This is a genomic window from Clostridium sp. LS3 (assembly GCF_055330225.1).
In genome coordinates this window covers 2,412,620-2,430,126 of sequence record NZ_CM143921.1, presented here as the reverse complement: position 1 = coordinate 2,430,126, position 17,507 = coordinate 2,412,620, and the positions used below count along the sequence as shown (strand labels likewise).

At 25.3% G+C, this 17,507-nt stretch carries 21 protein-coding genes; 17 read left to right on the top strand and 4 right to left on the bottom strand.

Annotated features, from left to right (window positions below; all coding sequences use genetic code 11):
• The first annotated feature begins 100 nt into the window (after nucleotides 1–100).
• The 5 genes from ACZJV1_RS11425 to ACZJV1_RS11405 all read left to right on the top strand — a co-directional run bounded on the left by ACZJV1_RS11425 (nucleotide 101) and on the right by ACZJV1_RS11405 (nucleotide 5,208).
• Nucleotides 101–994, top strand: a complete 894-nt coding sequence (locus tag ACZJV1_RS11425) for an ATP-grasp domain-containing protein (RefSeq protein WP_463650193.1) — start codon at nucleotides 101–103, stop codon at nucleotides 992–994.
• A complete protein-coding gene (locus tag ACZJV1_RS11420; protein WP_463650192.1) occupies nucleotides 991–1,791 on the top strand; it encodes an ATP-grasp domain-containing protein in 801 nt (266 codons plus the stop codon). Before ACZJV1_RS11425 ends, ACZJV1_RS11420 begins: the two co-directional genes overlap by 4 nt.
• On the top strand, nucleotides 1,788–3,083 hold the full coding sequence (locus tag ACZJV1_RS11415; RefSeq protein ID WP_463650191.1) for a bifunctional folylpolyglutamate synthase/dihydrofolate synthase: 1,296 nt from the start codon (nucleotides 1,788–1,790) through the stop codon (nucleotides 3,081–3,083). Before ACZJV1_RS11420 ends, ACZJV1_RS11415 begins: the two co-directional genes overlap by 4 nt.
• A 254-nt stretch (nucleotides 3,084–3,337) precedes the next feature.
• Nucleotides 3,338–4,045, top strand: coding sequence for a purine-nucleoside phosphorylase (gene deoD / locus ACZJV1_RS11410; protein ID WP_411168027.1), 708 nt, complete (start codon nucleotides 3,338–3,340; stop codon nucleotides 4,043–4,045).
• Between the two features lie 221 nt (nucleotides 4,046–4,266).
• Nucleotides 4,267–5,208, top strand: coding sequence for a ribonuclease Z (locus ACZJV1_RS11405; RefSeq protein ID WP_463650190.1), 942 nt, complete (start codon nucleotides 4,267–4,269; stop codon nucleotides 5,206–5,208).
• A 43-nt stretch (nucleotides 5,209–5,251) separates the two neighbouring features.
• Here the strand turns inward: ACZJV1_RS11405 and ACZJV1_RS11400 are convergent, their stop codons facing one another.
• The gene (locus ACZJV1_RS11400) at nucleotides 5,252–6,238 is read right to left on the bottom strand and encodes a DUF4003 family protein (RefSeq protein ID WP_463650189.1); all 987 of its coding nucleotides are present in this window, start codon (nucleotides 6,236–6,238) and stop codon (nucleotides 5,252–5,254) included.
• A 193-nt stretch (nucleotides 6,239–6,431) separates the two neighbouring features.
• Between ACZJV1_RS11400 and ACZJV1_RS11395 the strand changes: the two genes are divergently transcribed.
• From ACZJV1_RS11395 to ACZJV1_RS11355, 9 genes are all read left to right on the top strand, one after another.
• Nucleotides 6,432–7,424, top strand: a complete 993-nt coding sequence (locus tag ACZJV1_RS11395) for an ABC transporter substrate-binding protein (protein ID WP_411168024.1) — start codon at nucleotides 6,432–6,434, stop codon at nucleotides 7,422–7,424.
• A complete protein-coding gene (locus ACZJV1_RS11390) occupies nucleotides 7,405–8,172 on the top strand; it encodes an ABC transporter permease (RefSeq protein WP_411168023.1) in 768 nt (255 codons plus the stop codon). Before ACZJV1_RS11395 ends, ACZJV1_RS11390 begins: the two co-directional genes overlap by 20 nt.
• Nucleotides 8,165–8,767, top strand: a complete 603-nt coding sequence (locus ACZJV1_RS11385; protein ID WP_411168022.1) for an ATP-binding cassette domain-containing protein — start codon at nucleotides 8,165–8,167, stop codon at nucleotides 8,765–8,767. The genes ACZJV1_RS11390 and ACZJV1_RS11385 overlap by 8 nt, the downstream gene beginning before the upstream one ends.
• A gap of 183 nt (nucleotides 8,768–8,950) precedes the next feature.
• On the top strand, nucleotides 8,951–9,442 hold the full coding sequence (locus ACZJV1_RS11380; RefSeq protein WP_411168021.1) for a MogA/MoaB family molybdenum cofactor biosynthesis protein: 492 nt from the start codon (nucleotides 8,951–8,953) through the stop codon (nucleotides 9,440–9,442).
• 102 nt (nucleotides 9,443–9,544) lie between these two features.
• Nucleotides 9,545–10,042: a cyclic pyranopterin monophosphate synthase MoaC gene (gene moaC, locus ACZJV1_RS11375; RefSeq protein WP_411168020.1), complete on the top strand. Its 498-nt coding sequence runs from the start codon at nucleotides 9,545–9,547 to the stop codon at nucleotides 10,040–10,042.
• 1 nt (nucleotide 10,043) lies between these two features.
• Nucleotides 10,044–11,015 carry a GTP 3',8-cyclase MoaA gene (gene moaA / locus ACZJV1_RS11370; RefSeq protein ID WP_411170703.1) on the top strand — a complete coding sequence of 324 codons (972 nt, stop codon included), beginning with the start codon at nucleotides 10,044–10,046 and terminating at the stop codon, nucleotides 11,013–11,015.
• 4 nt (nucleotides 11,016–11,019) lie between these two features.
• Entirely contained in the window at nucleotides 11,020–11,475 is a 456-nt protein-coding gene (locus tag ACZJV1_RS11365) for an MOSC domain-containing protein (RefSeq protein WP_460287465.1), read from the top strand.
• 168 nt (nucleotides 11,476–11,643) lie between these two features.
• Nucleotides 11,644–12,570, top strand: coding sequence for a cysteine synthase A (gene cysK, locus ACZJV1_RS11360; protein WP_411168018.1), 927 nt, complete (start codon nucleotides 11,644–11,646; stop codon nucleotides 12,568–12,570).
• 77 nt (nucleotides 12,571–12,647) lie between these two features.
• A complete protein-coding gene (locus ACZJV1_RS11355; protein WP_411168017.1) occupies nucleotides 12,648–13,079 on the top strand; it encodes an RrF2 family transcriptional regulator in 432 nt (143 codons plus the stop codon).
• 172 nt (nucleotides 13,080–13,251) lie between these two features.
• On the opposite strand, the gene ACZJV1_RS11350 is transcribed toward ACZJV1_RS11355, so the two are convergent.
• Nucleotides 13,252–13,878, bottom strand: a complete 627-nt coding sequence (locus ACZJV1_RS11350) for a biliverdin-producing heme oxygenase (RefSeq protein ID WP_463650188.1) — start codon at nucleotides 13,876–13,878, stop codon at nucleotides 13,252–13,254.
• Nucleotides 13,879–14,366: 488 nt separating this feature from the next.
• On the opposite strand from ACZJV1_RS11350, the gene ACZJV1_RS11345 reads away from it, so the two are divergent.
• Complete coding sequence (locus tag ACZJV1_RS11345; protein ID WP_411168015.1) at nucleotides 14,367–14,732, top strand: hypothetical protein; 366 nt, start codon at nucleotides 14,367–14,369, stop codon at nucleotides 14,730–14,732.
• Between the two features lie 120 nt (nucleotides 14,733–14,852).
• The gene (locus ACZJV1_RS11340; protein ID WP_463650187.1) at nucleotides 14,853–15,485 is read left to right on the top strand and encodes a peptidoglycan recognition protein family protein; all 633 of its coding nucleotides are present in this window, start codon (nucleotides 14,853–14,855) and stop codon (nucleotides 15,483–15,485) included.
• A 15-nt stretch (nucleotides 15,486–15,500) separates the two neighbouring features.
• Here ACZJV1_RS11340 and ACZJV1_RS11335 read toward each other — a convergent pair whose 3' ends face one another.
• On the bottom strand, nucleotides 15,501–15,749 hold the full coding sequence (locus ACZJV1_RS11335) for a TIGR03905 family TSCPD domain-containing protein (protein WP_411168013.1): 249 nt from the start codon (nucleotides 15,747–15,749) through the stop codon (nucleotides 15,501–15,503).
• A gap of 243 nt (nucleotides 15,750–15,992) precedes the next feature.
• Here ACZJV1_RS11335 and ACZJV1_RS11330 point away from each other — a divergent pair, with 243 nt between their 5' ends.
• Nucleotides 15,993–16,871 carry a YncE family protein gene (locus ACZJV1_RS11330; RefSeq protein ID WP_463650186.1) on the top strand — a complete coding sequence of 293 codons (879 nt, stop codon included), beginning with the start codon at nucleotides 15,993–15,995 and terminating at the stop codon, nucleotides 16,869–16,871.
• On the opposite strand, the gene ACZJV1_RS11325 is transcribed toward ACZJV1_RS11330, so the two are convergent.
• Nucleotides 16,868–17,401: a DUF4364 family protein gene (locus ACZJV1_RS11325; protein WP_411168011.1), complete on the bottom strand. Its 534-nt coding sequence runs from the start codon at nucleotides 17,399–17,401 to the stop codon at nucleotides 16,868–16,870. The two genes, ACZJV1_RS11330 and ACZJV1_RS11325, sit on opposite strands and share 4 nt — an antisense overlap.
• Nucleotides 17,402–17,507: the final 106 nt, after the last annotated feature.

Below are 17,507 nucleotides of genomic sequence, written 5' to 3'. Positions count from 1 at the left end.
ATTAATATAAAATAATAACATAAGCTTTAATATTGACAAAAAAAATTAAAAGTGATAAAAGTAGGTTAATTAATAAAGAGTAGAAAGAGTGGATATGTCTATGACGGGATGGATAATTTACAATGGAACATTAAATATTTCCAAAATAAATAAGCTTGTAAAATCCTTAGTAATTGAAGCAGAAAAATTAGATATAAAATTAGAGGCAGTTAAAAATACAGAAATAATATCTATGTATAATAATGAAGGTAAAGCTGAACTTTTATATTTAAAGGAGCTGCCTAATCCAAGATTTATCATATTTTGGGATAAAGATGTATTATTAGCAAAACACTTAGAAAAGATGGGATTAAAGGTCTTTAATTCAAGTAAATCAATAGAATATTGTGATCATAAGGGATTAATGCATTTAAAACTTTCTAATAATAAAATCCAAATGCCGCGAACTATATTATCCTCAATGGTTTTTAATTATTCATTAAACAATGAAGATTATTTATTGAAATGTTATGAAGAACTCGGAGAAGATATAATAATAAAAGAATCAAATGGTTCTTTTGGAATGCAGGTATATTTAATAAATAGCAAGGAAGATTTTATTAGAAAAGTTAGTGAGCTAAATAAGAGAAATGTAGACTTTATTATGCAAGAAAATATTAAAAGTAGTTATGGTAGAGATATAAGAGTAAATATAATAGGAAATAAAGTAATAGGGGCTATGCTTAGAAAGTCAGACAAAGACTTTAGAGCAAATATATCTCAAGGCGGAAAGGGAAAGTTGATAGACTTAACTAAGGAACAAGAAGAGCTTGCATTAAAAGCACACAAGGCATTAGGTTTAGATTTTTCAGGAGTAGATTTATTATTTGGAGATAATGATAAGCCTTTATTATGTGAAGTAAATTCAAATCTAAATTTCTTAAGTTTTGAAGAACTTTGGGGAAAAAGCTTTGGAAGAGAAATATTAAAATATATATTAGAGGAATGCTTATGATAAATGGTTTAGTTATATATGATGAGAGAGATGTAGAAAAAAATAAAGGTTATATTAATTGGTTAATAGAAGATGGAAGAAAGTATGATTTAGATTTAAAACTTATTTTAACAAAAGATATTGATTATAAAAAGATAGAAGGAAAATATAAATTTGCTATAAATAGATCTAGAAATTACAATGTAACATATAATTTAGAGTTATTAAGTATTAAAGTTTTTAATAAATATAAGTTTTGTAAATTGGGAAATGACAAATTAGAAGCATATAATTTTATAGAATCTTTAAATATAAGATATCCAAGAATCTATAGATGTTTAGAAGATATTGATAAGAGCAAAAATATAATAGAAAAACCTAAAAATGGACATGGTGGAATAGGTATTAATATACTAAATGAATTTGATAATTTAGATTTTAATAGAAATGTATATCAAGAATTTATTGAAGATTACATAGGAGATATAAGATTTTACATAATAGATAATAAAATAGTTAACTGTGTAATAAGAAAACCACAAAAAAATAATTTTTTATCTAATTTTTCTAAAGGGGGAAATGTAAAGTTATATAATTATTCATCTAAAGAAGAAAAAGTATTAGATAAAATATTAAACAATATAGAAATAGATTTTGGTGGAATTGACTTTTTACTTTTAGAAAATGGTGAAATACTATTTAATGAATTTGAAGATGCAGTTGGTAGTAGGATGTTAAGCTATTTAGGAGTAAATAATACAATAGAATTATTTTTAAATCATATATCAAAAGATCTAAAAGGAATGAGACAGGTATGAAGAATTTAAAGGCATTAAAATATTTAGAAGAATTAAGAAAATTAGGCTCAAGTTATGGATTAGAACGTACAGAAAGATTATTAGAGTTACTTGGAAAACCACATAAAAAACTAAAGCTTATACATATAGCTGGAACAAATGGAAAAGGTTCAACTTCAGCAATAATAGGGAAGGTTCTTATTGAACATGGATACAAAGTAGGTTTTTTCAATTCACCACATTTAGAAGAAATAGAGGAAATCATAAGAGTAAATGAGGACAATATACCAGAAGAGGATTTAGTAAGCTTATTAGAAGAAGTAAAACCATATGTTAATAAAGTGGTAGAAGAAGGATATAAACATCCAACAGAATTTGAAGTTTTAACTTGTATAATGTTCTTATACTTATATAGAAAAGAAGTTGATTTTGGAATAATAGAAGTAGGGCTTGGAGGTAGATTAGATTCAACAAATGTTATTATACCAATATTATCAATAATAACTTCTATAAGCTTAGATCATACAAATATTTTAGGGAATACAATAGAAGAAATAACTAATGAAAAAGCAGGTATAATAAAAGAAAATATTCCAGTTATAACTTGTAATCAAATAAATGAAGCTATTGAAATTATTAAAAAAAGGGCTTTATTAACTAAATCTAATTTAATTGTTGTAGATTCAAAAAATTACACACTATTAGAAATAGTAAATGATGATATTCAATATCAAAAGGTTTCAATAGATAATAATAATAAGTATATTTTAGATTTACCTTTACTTGGTAAGCATCAAATTATTAATTTAGCCTTAGCAATTAAAGGGTTGGAAGAACTTCATAATTTAAATTATATAAAATTAAATTATGATAAGTTATATTCTGGTGTGAAAAGTGTTAGATGGAAGGGCAGACTTGAAGTATTAAGAAAAAATCCATATGTAGTAATTGATGGAGCTCATAATATTTCAGGAATTGAATTTCTTAAAAGTAATATAAAAGAGTATTTTAAATATAAAAATATATATTTAATACTTGGAATTTTAGCAGATAAAAATGTTGAGGAAATGGTAAAAATAATAGCACCATTAGCTACTGAGGTTTATACTGTTACAGCAAATTCAATAAGAGCGAAGAATGCAAATGAATTAAAAGATGTAGTATTAAAATATAATGAAAATTGCATTGCTTTTAATGAGTATAATAAGGCAATAGAATTAGCATTAAGTAAAGCAAAAAAAGATGATTTAATAATTGCTTCAGGATCACTTTATATGATAGGAGAGATTAGAAGAATATTAAATAATATATAAGTATTACAAATAATCCAATATATTAGATAAATTCTAGTGTAATTAGTAAAATAAAATTTTACTAATTACACTTATTTAATATTTAGTAAGATAATATTATTAATACTATTTAATGATATTAAATAGAATATACAATAACATTCTATTTTTTTGAGAATAAATATAACAATAATGATATTTTAGAATGAAAAGGTTTATTTGTTTTTATAAATATGATAGTATTTTATTAATTATAGATTAAGGAGGCTTTTAACATGGCAAAACATTTACACATAATGGCTAATGAAGGAGCTATAGCAGAAACAGTATTATTGCCAGGAGATCCACTAAGAGCTAAATTCATAGCTGAAAATTACTTGGAAAATCCTGTTTGTTATAACGAAGTTAGGGGAATGTATGGTTATACTGGTACATATAAAGGTAAAAGAATCTCAGTACAAGGCACAGGAATGGGGTTACCATCACACTCTATTTATGTAAACGAATTAATTCAGTTTTATGGTGCAAAAAGACTTATTAGAATTGGCTCAGCAGGTTCAATGAATGAAGATGTTAATGTAAGAGATATAGTTTTGGCTCAAAGTGCATCAACGAACTCAGGAATAAACAAAAGAAGATTCAAAGGAATGGATTATGCTCCAACAGCAAATTTTGAGCTTTTATTAGAAGCATATAATAAAGGAAAAGAAAAAGGTTTAAATATTAAAGTAGGAAACGTATTGTCTTCGGATTTATTCTATGATGACACTAATGTAGGAATAAAGTTATGGGCTGATTATGGTTGTTTAGCTGTAGAAATGGAATCAGCTGAATTATATACACTTGCAGCAAAATATGGAGTTGAAGCTTTATCTATACTTACAATTTCTGATCATATATTTAAAGGAATAGAAACTACTCCTGAAGAAAGACAAAAAAGCTTCACTGATATGATGGAAATAGCATTAGAGTTAGCAAAATAAATATATAAGTAAGATTAGTTTTAGGCAGTAGGAAGTTTATCCTACTGTCTTTATTTAATAATTAAATTAATTATCTATATATAATAGAGATAAATATATTTAAAATATACTTTTTAAATATATTAATTAGATATAAAGATATTTAATGCTATATAGATAGTAAAATATAAATTATATATATTAAATTTGTAAATAATATATTTTAGAAAGAAGGTGAGAAAATGATAGATATTGCGCTATTAGGTTGTGGTGGAGGAATGCCTATGCCAAATAGAAACTTATCAGCACTATTTATAAATTATAGAGGAAGAAAAATATTAATAGATTGTGGAGAAGGTACTCAAGTTACTATACGAAAAATGGGGCTTGGATTTAAAGCTATAGACATAATTATTATAACTCACTTCCATGGAGATCATATAGTGGGATTGCCAGGATTATTATCTACTATAGGGAATAGTGGAAGGGAAAAGCCATTAACAATAGTTGGTCCCATAGGAATAAATAATGTGATAAATAATCTTAGAGTTATTTGTCCATATTTACCTTATGATATAAATATTTTAGAAAATCCTGATGAGTTGTATTTTAATATTACAAAGGATATGCTACAGCTATCTGAAGTTGAAAAATGTGATTTTATATTAAGATCATTAGAATTAGATCACTCTTCACCTTGTTTAGGATATAGTCTTTACTTTAAAAGAAGAAGAAAATTTGATTTAGAAAAAGCTACTTTAATGAATGTACCTAAAGTTCTATGGAGTAAATTACAAAAGGAAGAAGAAGTAATTTATAACGGAGTGAAATATGATTACACCATGGTTTTAGGAGAGGAAAGAAAAGGTGTTAAATTAAGTTTTATAACAGATACAAGACCTATCTCGAGTATTCCTATGCTAATAAAGAATAGTGATTTGTTCATTTGTGAAGGCACTTATGGAAGTGATGAGGATATAGAAAAAGCTATAAAAAATAAACATATGACTTTTAAAGAAGCTGCTATTTTAGCAAATAAGGGTGAAGTAAAGGAGTTGTTACTAACTCATTTCAGTCCTGCAATGGTAGAGCCTAAAGAGTTTAGTGAAAATGCCCGTGAAATATTTGAAAGTTTAATAATTGGAGAAGATGAAATGGTAAAAACCTTAAAGTTTACTGAGTAAACTTTAAGGTTTTATTTTATATAATTAATAAGACTTTTTATTACTAATTGCTTGCAGCGGAAGCAGCAGCCGCAGCCGCAGCTGAGGCCGCTGCTATTTGCATTATAATAACTATATTTAGAGATATGTTATTAGTTGTTTCAATTAATTTTTCCTTTATTAAAGAATCACTATTTTCAATAGACTCTAAAGAGAGTAATGAAGCTATAATCATATGCCTTACAGTTGAACCTAAAGTAAATGTTCCGAAACCAGATTGTTTTTTTAGAAATTTATCAGTTGAAATTAAATTTTGAGCAAATTCTTCATAATCATTAATTGTTAAAGCCGCAACACCTAGTATAGGAAGAGAATAACCTTTTAAAGGAATAGAATGTTTTCTTAAGGTTTTATCTAATAAAATAACTTTATTGCATTTTTCTTGTGAGAATCCATCAAAAAGAGATAGTATGTGAGAAAGAGCTTGAAGATTATTACCAGAATAAAAACCATTATTTTTTAAAATATTATAGCACTCTTCCATATCAATAAATGTTTGATCTAAATTATAAGAAGTTGTAGCAATAAGAGCAGCAGCGCAAATATCATCTTGCCCAGTTAAAAATAGATGGTTTTTTTTCATAATATCATAAGCTTTTCTAGTATTTTCAACTAATAAGTCAACATCTATTGTATTTTTATAATTATAAATTATTTGTGATGCTAAAACTAAAAATTGATTATTAAAAAAATGATTTTTTAATTTGTTATATATAATGGTTATATCTTTAAAACTTTCTTCTGGATTATCTTGTATAGATAAATTAATTGCAGTAGTTAGAAGGTTATTTCCTCTAAAATTAGAGAAAAAAGAAGAATTATTTTTTATTAAATCTATGCAGTTATTTATTTTTTCTACATCAACATCTATATTTCTTAAGGTTAGGTTTAAGGCATTACATCTTTTAAATATACCCATTCCAAAGGTAGATTTTACATTTTCTAAGTTATTACTATTTTTAATAAGTAAATCTAATTTATTGTCTATCATAAATATTCATTCCCTTCAAAAATTTACTAATTATATAATAAAGGAAAAATAAAATAAATTCAACATAAAAGCTGCTTTATATAATAAACTATAACTTATAATAAGATATTTGATTTTATATTAGTGCTGTTTGTGTATCCTTTTATTAGTGATATAATGGTAAGAAGTAGTAAATTTAGAGGGAGTAGATAAAATGAGAAAGAATAATAAAGTTAAATTAGGCATTTTCCTTATAGCTACTATGTTTTTAACATTTACAAGCTGTAAATCAAATGTAGAAGAGTCTAAACAAGAAACAAAAGAAAAGAAGGAAATAAATTTAGTAGTGCCAAATGGAGTTCCATCAACATCTATATCAAAAATGATTAAAGAAAATATACAAGTAGATAATAATTATAATATTATCTATTCTATAGAAAATACTTCAGATACATTAGCAACTTCAGTAATGAAGGGAGAACCCGATATAGCAATAGTTCCGTCAAATCTAGCTGCACAAGCTTATAATAAGAATTTAGGTTATAAGTTAGTTGGTACAACAGGTTGGGGATCATTATATTTGATCTCAACTGAAGGAAAAATTAGTTTTAATGATATTAGAGGTAAAGAGATTTATAATATAGGAAAGGGCTTAACTCCAGATATAGTTTTTAAAACTCTTTTAAAGGAAAGCGGAATTAAAGAGGATGAAGTTATATTAAGTTATGTAGGTGGGCCAACTGAGTTAGCACCTACTATACTAGGGGGAAAAGCAAAGTTTGCAGTTGTTCCAGAGCCTGTGCTAACAACTATAATTAATAAGAATACTAATATAGAAGTAATAGCTAATTTAAATGATTTATGGAAAGATAAATTTGATAGCAATAAGGGATTTCCTCAAGCTAGTATAATTGTTAAAGAAGATTTAATAAATAATAGTAAAGATTTTCTTGATAAATTAATGAGCGAAATAGATTTATCTACAAAATGGGCAAATGAAAACAATGGTGAAGCAGCTAAGTATTCTGTAGAAAATGGTTCACAAGTAGATGTAAGTGTATTAGAAAAATCAATAAAAAATAGTAATATAAACTTTTCAAAAGCAAAAGATAGCAAGAAAGAATATTTAGATTACTATAAAATTCTAGAAAGTGAAAATCCAAAATCAATAGGAGAAAAAATTCCAGATGAAGACTTCTTCTATTAAAAATCAAAAAATTATATTTATATCTCTACTTGTTTTAGTAGGGATATGGGTACTATTATCAAATAAAATAAATAATTCTATTTACTTACCTAAAGTAAGTGAAATATTAAAAGAAATATTTAACATAGGGAAAGAAAAATATTTTTTGTTAAATATAGGTAATTCGTTATTGAGAGGCTTTATAAGCTTTATACTGGCATTAATAATAGCTATTATCTTAGGTATAGTATCAGGCTTTAATAAATTTATATATAATTTTTTATATCCTGTTAATTCCATATTAAAGTCAATTCCAACAATAGCTTTTATACTTATAGCTTTAATTTGGTTAAATAAAAATTATGCACCCTATTTAATTGGATTTATTATGGCTTTTCCAGTTTTGTATGAGTGTACAATTAATTCAATAATAAATGAAAATAAAGATTTAATTCAAATGGCAGAAACCTTTAAAGTTAAGTTTATTTATAAATTATTAAATATATATTTTCCAAAGATAATAATTAATATTTCATCTATAGCGACATCTACCTTTTCATTGGTGTTAAAAGTTGTAATTGCAGGAGAAGTGTATGGACAACCACTATATGGAATAGGAACTGCTATTCAAGGAGAAAAGATAAATTTTAATACAGCAGGAATATTTGCATGGATAATTATAGTTGCTATACTTTGTTATATAACTGATAAAATAATTATATATGTTTTAAATAAAAGCATTAAAGGGAGAAGGTATATACTTGATTAAATTTAATAATATTAATATTAACTTTGAAGAAAAAGTATTGTATAAAGATTTTTATATAGATTTTAATAAAGATTCTATAAATTTTATAATGGGTGAGTCTGGCATAGGAAAAAGTACTTTGCTTAATTATATAAAGGATGAATTAATATTAAGAGGATTCAATGTTAGTGCTGTTTTTCAAGAAAATAGATTAATACCATGGATAAATATTTATAAAAATCTAGAATTTGTTATAAAAGATAATTTTCATAAAGAAATTAGAAAAGAAAAAATAGATGATATATTAGAAAAAATGAATTTATCAAATTGTAAAAAGCTTTATCCACATGAATTAAGTGGAGGAATGAGACAAAGAATAAATATAGCTAGAGCAATGTTATATGATGGTGATGTATTTATTATGGATGAACCATTTAAAGGCTTAGATAAGGAGAATAAAGAAAATATTATTAAGGTAGTAAGAGAATATTTTTCTGAAAAAAGAAAAACTGCCATAATAGTAAGTCATGATTTAAATGAAGCAAGAGAAATCGGTGATAAAATAATATTATTTAAAAATAATCCAGTAGAAAAAGAAATAATTAAAAATAATTGAAAAGAGGTGTCAATCACTTCTTTTTTTATTATCTAAAACTCCATATAAATTGAAATTTTAGACAATAATATGCTTTAAAGAAGGAATATGGCAAAAGATATAGAAGTATTAAATAAACGGATAAAATTTTCCTTAAAGAGATTTTGGCATTAATTATTTAATCAATATAGGGGTGAGAATTTAATGTACAGTGTTGGAATAATAACAAGTAGTGATAAAGGATATAAGGGTGAAAGAGAGGATAAAAGTGGAGCTGTAATCAGAGATATAGTTGAGAAAGCAGGCTTTAATGTAAAAAAACAAATTATTTTACCTGATGATAAAGAAATGCTAAAAAAAGAATTTATTTGTATGAGTGATGTGTTAAAGGTTAATTTAATTTTAAGCACAGGAGGAACAGGCTTTTCTAAAAGAGACATAACTCCAGAAGCAACTAAAGAAATAATTGATAGAGAAGCACCGGGGATATGTGAAGCTATAAGATGTTATAGCCTTCAAATAACTAAGAGAGCTATGCTTTCAAGGGCAGTATCAGGAATAAGAGGAAATACATTAATAGTGAATTTACCTGGAAGCCCTAAGGCTTGTATGGAAGCATTAGATTTTATATTAGATGAATTAAAGCATGGATTAGGTATATTGATAGGTGAAGAGCAAGAATGTGCAAGAAAATAATTAGTTTTTCTGACTATGGCCTTTTACCATGTTATGGAGAACAAGAGTAATAACTATGTAAATAAATATAAGGCTTTTATTTAAAACTCAGGAGGAATAAAAATGAAAAATAAATTAACCCATTTTGATAATAATGGTAATGCAAAAATGGTAGATATATCTGAAAAAAAAGAAACTGAGAGAGTGGCCATTGCTGTATCCAAAATAAAAGTTAGTAATGAAACTTTAGAACTTATAAAGAATGGGAAAATAGGTAAGGGAGATGTTCTAGGTGTAGCTAGAGTTGCGGGGATAATGGCTAGTAAGCAAACATCTAATTTAATACCTATGTGTCATCCTTTGCTAATTTCTAGTTGTAATATAGATTTTGAAATAAATAATGAAGAAAGCTTTATTGAAATAAAATCAACAGTAAAAATAGTAGATAAAACAGGAGTTGAAATGGAAGCTTTAACTGCAGTTACAGTTGCAGCATTAACTATTTATGATATGTGTAAGGCAGTTGATAAAAGAATGGTTATAGAAAGTACTCACTTACTTAAAAAAACAGGGGGGAAGAGTGGAGAGTTTAATTTTTTTAATGACAGCTCTTCAAAATAATATGAAAGATAAATTAGGAAGAGAAATAGATTACTTAAGAGTTTCACTAACTGATAATTGTAATTTAAGATGTATCTATTGTATGGAAGAGAAAGAAAATACATTCCTTAAAAGTGAAGAAATGTTAACTGATGATGAAATTTATAAAATAGTTCTTGAAAGTTCAAAATTAGGAATAAAAAAAATTAGATTTACTGGAGGAGAGCCTTTATTAAGAAAAGGAATAGTTGAAATAATTGATAAAATAAATAAGATAGATGAGATAGAAGAAATATATTTAACCACAAATGGAATATTACTTGAAGATAAATTAGATCAATTAGTGAAAAGTGGTTTAACTGGAGTTAATATAAGTTTAGATTCTTTAAGAGAAGATAGATTTAGAACATTAACAAGAGTGGGAGAGTTAAAAAAAGTATTATCAGCAATTAATAAATGCTTATTGTTAGGGATTAATGTTAAGATAAATACTGTTATGATAGATGGAATTAATAATGATGAAATATCAGATTTTATAAAACTAACAATAGAAAAACCTATAGATGTAAGGTTTATAGAGCTTATGCCTATTGGAGTAGGAAATAGATATAAAGGTATAATTAATAAAGATATATTGAATATTATAAAATCTAAATATGATAATTTTGAAGAAATTAAGGAAAATAAAAATGGTGGACCAGCAAATTATATTAAAATTAGTAATTCAAAGGGAAAAGTTGGATTTATAAGTGCAATAAGTAATTGTTTTTGTAATCAATGTAATAGAATTAGAATAACTCCAGAAGGATTTTTAAAACAATGTCTACATTTTAATTATGGAGTTGATTTAAAAAAGATGCTTAGAAGTGGTGCTTCAGATGAAGAGTTAATTATAGCTATAAAGAGTAGTATTTATAATAAACCTGAGAAACATTTATTTATGAAAAAAAGTAATAATAAAGAACTAAAATCTATGAATCAAATTGGAGGATAATAATATGGGGAAGGTTTTAGCTATATGTACAAGTAAGAATAAAGGAACTTTGAAAAAAGAAATTACTGAAGCTAACTTTATAAAGGAGTTTGGTATTGAAGGTGATGCTCATGCAGGAAAATGGCATAGACAAGTGAGCTTACTAGCTTTTGAAAAAATTGATGAATTTCGGAAAAAAGGTGGGAACGTTGATTTTGGAGCATTTGGAGAAAATCTAGTTATAGAAGGAATAGAATTAGATAAGCTTCCAATAGGACAAATGCTAACAGTAGGGGATGTATTATTAGAAGTAACTCAAATTGGGAAAAAGTGTCATGATAAATGTGCTATATATTATCAGGTTGGAGAATGTATAATGCCAAAAAATGGAATATTTACTAGAGTGCTAGAAGGTGGAAAAGTTAGAGTTGGGGATCAGTGTATTTTATTAGAGAACGATAAAAAAATAATTAGTTTGTAAATGCTTAATATAAATTAATAATTAAAAATAGATTATATCATAATAATGATATAATCTATTTTTTAGAATTTTTTTAAAAGCTATTCACAAATCTTTAAAAATAGAGTATTATATAACTATAAACAAAACATATCGGAATAGTAGGAGAAGAAGAGAGGAGAGGTTAAAATGAAAATAGCAAAAAGTCTAGTAGAATTAATAGGAAATACACCATTGTTAGAGTTATCTAATTACAATAATGAAAATAAAGTATTAGCAAATATTATAGGAAAATTAGAATATTTTAATCCAGGTGGAAGTGTAAAAGATAGAGTTGGATATGGAATGATAATTGATGCAGAGAAAAATGGAATATTAAATAAAGAATCAGTCATAATAGAACCAACAAGTGGTAATACAGGAATTGCATTAGCTTTTGTAGCGGCAGCAAAGGGATATAGGCTTATTTTAACAATGCCAGAAACTATGAGTTTAGAAAGAAGAAATCTTTTAAAGGCTTTAGGAGCAGAATTAGTTCTTACACCTGGAGCGGAAGGGATGAAAGGTGCAATAGCTAAAGCAAATGAACTTAAAGATACTATAGAGAATTCAGTTATTCTTCAACAATTTGAAAATCCATCAAATCCAGATATTCATAGAAATACAACAGCAGAAGAAATTTGGAGAGATACTGAAGGTAAAGTTGATATATTTGTAGGTGGAGTTGGAACAGGGGGAACTATTACTGGTGTAGGAGAGGTACTAAAAGCCAAAAATCCTAATGTTAAAATAATAGCGGTTGAGCCGAAAAATTCTCCAGTTATATCTGGGGGAAAACCAGGACCTCATAAAATACAGGGTATAGGAGCAGGATTTATACCAAAAAATTTAAATGTATCAATTATAGATGAAGTTATAGCTGTTGAAAATGAAGATGCATTTAATACTTCAAAGAATATTGCTAGAACAGAAGGATTATTAGTTGGAATATCAGCAGGAGCTGCTATATTTGCAGCAACAGAACTAGCAAAAAGAGAAGAAAATAAAGGTAAAAATATAGTAGTTCTTTTACCAGATACAGGTGAAAGATATTTATCGACAGATTTGTATAAATAATTGTAATAAAGTCATTGCTATTTATAGTAGTGGCTTTTATTATTAAATATATAGAATAAAAAGAAAAAGGTGATTATGTGAAAATTTCAACCAAAGGAAGATATGGAATTAGAGCACTTGCAGATTTAGCTATTAATATGAATTGTGAAAATGTAAGTATAAAAACAATATCTGAAAGGCAAAATATTTCAGAGAGATATTTAGAACAGATATTTTCATTGTTAAGAAAAGGTGGAATTATTGTAGGAAGAAAAGGTGCTCAAGGCGGATATACACTAGGTAAAAATCCAAGTGAACTAACTATAAGTGAGATATTAAAAGTTTTAGAGGGTGAAAATATATTTATAGATATAAATGATGATGAGGAAAATGAACTAGAAGATTTTATAAATAAAAGTTTATGGAAAGATATAAATTGCATTATAAGCAAGTATTTCTCATCAATTACTTTAGAAGATTTAATTAATGATTATAAAAAATCAAAAGATACTATTATATATTATATATAGTAAATTAGTCTAATAATGAATGAAAATAGTATAATTTATTAATATAACTATTTCTTATAAAATTATATGGTTACTTAGAGCTAATTCTCAATTAAAGTTTATCATAGTGATTTTTTAGGTAAATTAATAAAAGAAAAACTGTAAGCATACTAAGCTTACAGTTTTCCTTTTATTAAAAGTATTTAGCATCTAATTCATTTGAAATTGCCATATTATAAATGTATGAGTTACAAATTTCTAAAATAAAAGCTTCCTTTTCTTCATTTGATAGCTTAAGTGAGTTTAACATATTATGATAATTCATAACATAAGCTCTCATATCTCCAAGATCCTTATATTGATAATAATTTAATCCATCTTCAGTGACATTATAAAAATCTTTCAATAAAGAATAAAATGTTCTTCCACCAAATAAATCGGCTAAGAATCTTGTATAAGCATGAGCAATTATTAAATTAGGATTTTGTGTAGAAACACTATTTATTCTATCAACATAAGAAAGTGTAGAAGACAAAGGTTTTAGGGATGATGTATCACCTAAAAGTGTTTCTAAATCTTTTTTTATTAAATGAGATCTATACAATTCTTTTGTTACAAATGGGCTTACAGCCTCTAAATCATTAAACTTATCAAGGTTATTTTCTATAACTTCATATACGTAATATAAGTTAAATAAATATTCAGCATAACTCTCTTTAGTTGCATTTTTATCAAGTAGTCTTCTTGTGAAACCAGTACTCTCAGCAGCTTTATGCAATGTATTGCTTCTATCTCTAATTTCTATCATTAAATTATTCATAATTAACACTCCTCATAAAAAATATTATATAAAAATAATTATTAATTAATTTTATGTATTAATAATAGTATTTTTACTATAATTAAGCAAATCGATTTTAAGCTTAAATTTAATAGTATTTTGCTTAAATGTATAATTAAGATAAAATATTATTAATTTTCTTGATCATAGTTCATAATAATACTGGAATGAACATTGTTCAAATAAATTATATTAAATTCAGCCCATATGTAGTATTAATTATTTAAAATATTTTTATGCTCTTATATTTAAAAGTCTATATAAAAATATTTATCTGTTAATGTTTATATATATCTTTTAAATTTAAAAAGAATATATATAATTTGATTATTATTTTAATTAAGATAATTACAAAATTTTAAAATACTGATAATTTGAAGAAACACTAGAATAAGTTATGGTTATTGTAAGAAAATAGCTATAATGATATAATGTAATTGATTTCAAAAGGATGGATGGTGGTTCTTATGAATAAAAAAAATTTATCAAAATTTTTGGTTGTTTCTTTAACTAGTCTAATAATTGCTTTAAGTTTAGGACAGTTTATTTCGATTTTTCAAGGGTACCATTTTAGAGACATAATTTTTGTAGAAGGAATAGCAGTATTAATGATGGGATTATTTTCTTCAATAGGAGGCAATCCTATGAGTTTATCTCTTCAAGATTTGGGTCAAATTAATCCTCAGTGGTTAGCTAACATAAGCTTAGAAACCAATGAAATCGATAGAAAAAGAATAGTTGATTCATGTAAAGTTACTTTAAATATTGATATAATTAATATTTCTTTAATGTTAAGCGGAATAATCACATTAATAATAAGCTTTATATTATAAAATTAATTATGTAAACTAAAAGGAGTAAATATTCTATGGAGAGAATATTTACTCCTTTTATAATAATTTAAAAGTTTTAATAATATATTAATAAATATATATTATAGAAAGGAAATAGAATTGAAGGTTAAAAAAATATATTTAATAGTAACAGTAATATTATTAATAATTATTATAGTAATACTTTCAAGAGATGCTATAAGATCTTATTTTAAAATAAGCTATAGAAAGTTTTACAATATAGATATTGATGATAATCAATTAAATATACTAGAGAAAAATTTAAATATTATAAACTTAGATTACAAATGGAAAGAAAATTTAGAACTAAGCAATATACCAGACAAGATAATATATCATCATACTGCAAGAAGTATATGGGGTCCTGAAGATATAAATGAATATCATAAGGAAAAGGGATGGAAAGGAATAGGATATAATTATTATATAAGAAAAGATGGAAGAATTTATTCTTGCAGACCAGAAAATGCAGAAGGAGCACATACAAAAGGTGAAAATAATACTTCTATAGGAATATGCTTGGAAGGGAACTTTGAAGAAGAACATCCAAATGAAGAGCAGTTAGAAAGTTTATATAAGCTTTCAGTATATATATCATTAAAATATGATATATATAAAATTTTAGGGCATAAAGATGTATATAAAACACTTTGTCCAGGGAAAGAATTTCCTATAAAAGAGATAAGAGAAAATGTAGTTAATGAAATAAAAAACTATAATAAAAAGGAGTAGAAGTACTCCTTTTTATTATGCAGATTTTTTATATTCTTCTAGTGCTTTAGAAAGTTGATCAGGGCAAGATGTATCTTTATTTCCACATGTTATCCCCTTTAACCTAGATATTGCTTCATCAATATTCATTCCATTCACTAAAGCTGATATTCCAATAAGATTGCCAGGACAACCTCTGATAAAGTCAACGTTTTTTATAGTATTATTTTCTACATTTATATGTATTTCTGTAGAACAAACCCCTTTAGTTTTATAAACAAACATATTATATCCCTCCTTTATACAATATTGTACAAAACATATTATATATCTATATTAAGTAGAAATGAAGAGGAAATGTAGAAATATGATATAAAAGATAAAAAGTTGTCTCATTTATTTTAAGTAGGAATATATTATAAATGTACATAGTATTTAAGATATTATGAGTAGCTATAAAAGTATATAATAATCAATCTTTATAAAGTTTTAATAAATAGCTTCTAATATAAAGGAGGTGCTATATTAATGAAATCTTTAATTATTTGTAATACAGGTAGTGATTCTATAAGCAAACTATCTATAGAAAATTTTTTGAGTGAAGAAATATTTTTAACTACTGGGGAAAGACCTTTAGGACCAAGTGGTATTTGCATTAATGAAAATATAGCTTATACTGCTAATAGTTATAGTAATTCGATATCAATAATAAATATGGATACATTAAAGGAAAAAAATAGCATTTATATAGGAGCTCATCCAAATGATTTAGTAAGATATAAGGATTCTTTATATATTATATGCTCTGAATCAAATACTATTATTATTTATGATTTAAAAGAAAATAAGATTGCGTTAGAAATACATGTTAATAATTGGCCACATAATATAGAGGTATCTAAGGAACTTGGTCTAATATTTGTTTCTAACTTTCAAAGCAATAATGTATCTGTTATAGATATAAATACCAATAAGGTAATTAAAGATATAACAACTTTAGAATATCCAACTAAAATTAAAATTTCTAAGGATAAAAGATTATTATATGTATGTGAAAGTTATATGGGAGATGACAAGGAAGGTTATATTGAGGTATTTAACTTATCAAGATTAGAGTCACTAGCTAGGATAAAGGTCGGAAAGGTTCCTATAGATATTGTGGAAGATGAGGAAGGTATATATGTTTGTAATTTTGTAGATGGAACCCTTAGTATAATAAATAAACGTGATTTTAGTAATTTAAGTAAAATGAATTTAGGAGGAATGCCTAAGTCAATAGTTAAATATGGTGAAACAACATTTGTATCAGATTATTTAAATGGAAGAGTTATGTGCATTAATCTAAAGAAAAATAAAATAAAAGTCATAACAGTAGGAAAAGAGCCTAATGCTATGACTTTATATTAGTCAGAATCACTGAATAAAGAGTTCATTATTTTAGTGTAGATATCAGATGGATTGCTTTTCCATCTGTTACATAATGATAATGCTTGTTTTTTTGATGGAACAGAAACTTTAAGAGATATTAAAAGATTCTCATTTTCTAAAGCTTGTAAATTTACTATAAAAGCATTATCTTTTCCTAAAGTATAATCACTATTAATAGTTAACTCCTTTTTTATGGAATCAATCATTGAAAGAAGATAGTCATCGATTATCTTCTTTTTTATTGAAGATATTCTATCAGAGAAAAATGAAAGAACATTTGATCCGTTTTCAGTTATATAAATTAAATTTTTATCATTCACTATGTCATATCTTAAAAATTCTGATGAAACAAGTTCACTAATATATTGTTGAAGAGTAAAATAGTTTATAAAATTATTTTCCAATATAATTTCAGTTAGTTGAGTATTAGTAATAGGATATTTTAATGACTCTATTACATATAAAACTAATAACTTGTTTTCTGCTAGTTCTGCTGAGTTTTCGTACATATTAAACCTCCCTTTTAGAAAGTATATATTAATTATATCATAAATTTTACTAAGTTGATATTATAGTCATTAATATTATTTATAAAGAATATAAATAAATAACATT

Bases quoted from the DNA above. Each gene is read 5' to 3' on its own strand.
- ACZJV1_RS11425 (WP_463650193.1), top strand. From the start codon at position 101: ATGACGGGATGGATAATTTACAATGGAACATTAAATATTTCCAAAATA.
- ACZJV1_RS11420 (WP_463650192.1), top strand. From the start codon at position 991: ATGATAAATGGTTTAGTTATATATGATGAGAGAGATGTAGAAAAAAAT.
- ACZJV1_RS11415 (WP_463650191.1), top strand. From the start codon at position 1,788: ATGAAGAATTTAAAGGCATTAAAATATTTAGAAGAATTAAGAAAATTA.
- deoD (WP_411168027.1), top strand. From the start codon at position 3,338: ATGGCAAAACATTTACACATAATGGCTAATGAAGGAGCTATAGCAGAA.
- ACZJV1_RS11405 (WP_463650190.1), top strand. From the start codon at position 4,267: ATGATAGATATTGCGCTATTAGGTTGTGGTGGAGGAATGCCTATGCCA.
- ACZJV1_RS11400 (WP_463650189.1), bottom strand. From the start codon at position 6,238: ATGATAGACAATAAATTAGATTTACTTATTAAAAATAGTAATAACTTA.
- ACZJV1_RS11395 (WP_411168024.1), top strand. From the start codon at position 6,432: ATGAGAAAGAATAATAAAGTTAAATTAGGCATTTTCCTTATAGCTACT.
- ACZJV1_RS11390 (WP_411168023.1), top strand. From the start codon at position 7,405: ATGAAGACTTCTTCTATTAAAAATCAAAAAATTATATTTATATCTCTA.
- ACZJV1_RS11380 (WP_411168021.1), top strand. From the start codon at position 8,951: ATGTACAGTGTTGGAATAATAACAAGTAGTGATAAAGGATATAAGGGT.
- moaC (WP_411168020.1), top strand. From the start codon at position 9,545: ATGAAAAATAAATTAACCCATTTTGATAATAATGGTAATGCAAAAATG.
- moaA (WP_411170703.1), top strand. From the start codon at position 10,044: ATGAAAGATAAATTAGGAAGAGAAATAGATTACTTAAGAGTTTCACTA.
- ACZJV1_RS11365 (WP_460287465.1), top strand. From the start codon at position 11,020: ATGGGGAAGGTTTTAGCTATATGTACAAGTAAGAATAAAGGAACTTTG.
- cysK (WP_411168018.1), top strand. From the start codon at position 11,644: ATGAAAATAGCAAAAAGTCTAGTAGAATTAATAGGAAATACACCATTG.
- ACZJV1_RS11350 (WP_463650188.1), bottom strand. From the start codon at position 13,878: ATGAATAATTTAATGATAGAAATTAGAGATAGAAGCAATACATTGCAT.
- ACZJV1_RS11345 (WP_411168015.1), top strand. From the start codon at position 14,367: ATGAATAAAAAAAATTTATCAAAATTTTTGGTTGTTTCTTTAACTAGT.
- ACZJV1_RS11335 (WP_411168013.1), bottom strand. From the start codon at position 15,749: ATGTTTGTTTATAAAACTAAAGGGGTTTGTTCTACAGAAATACATATA.
- ACZJV1_RS11330 (WP_463650186.1), top strand. From the start codon at position 15,993: ATGAAATCTTTAATTATTTGTAATACAGGTAGTGATTCTATAAGCAAA.
- ACZJV1_RS11325 (WP_411168011.1), bottom strand. From the start codon at position 17,401: ATGTACGAAAACTCAGCAGAACTAGCAGAAAACAAGTTATTAGTTTTA.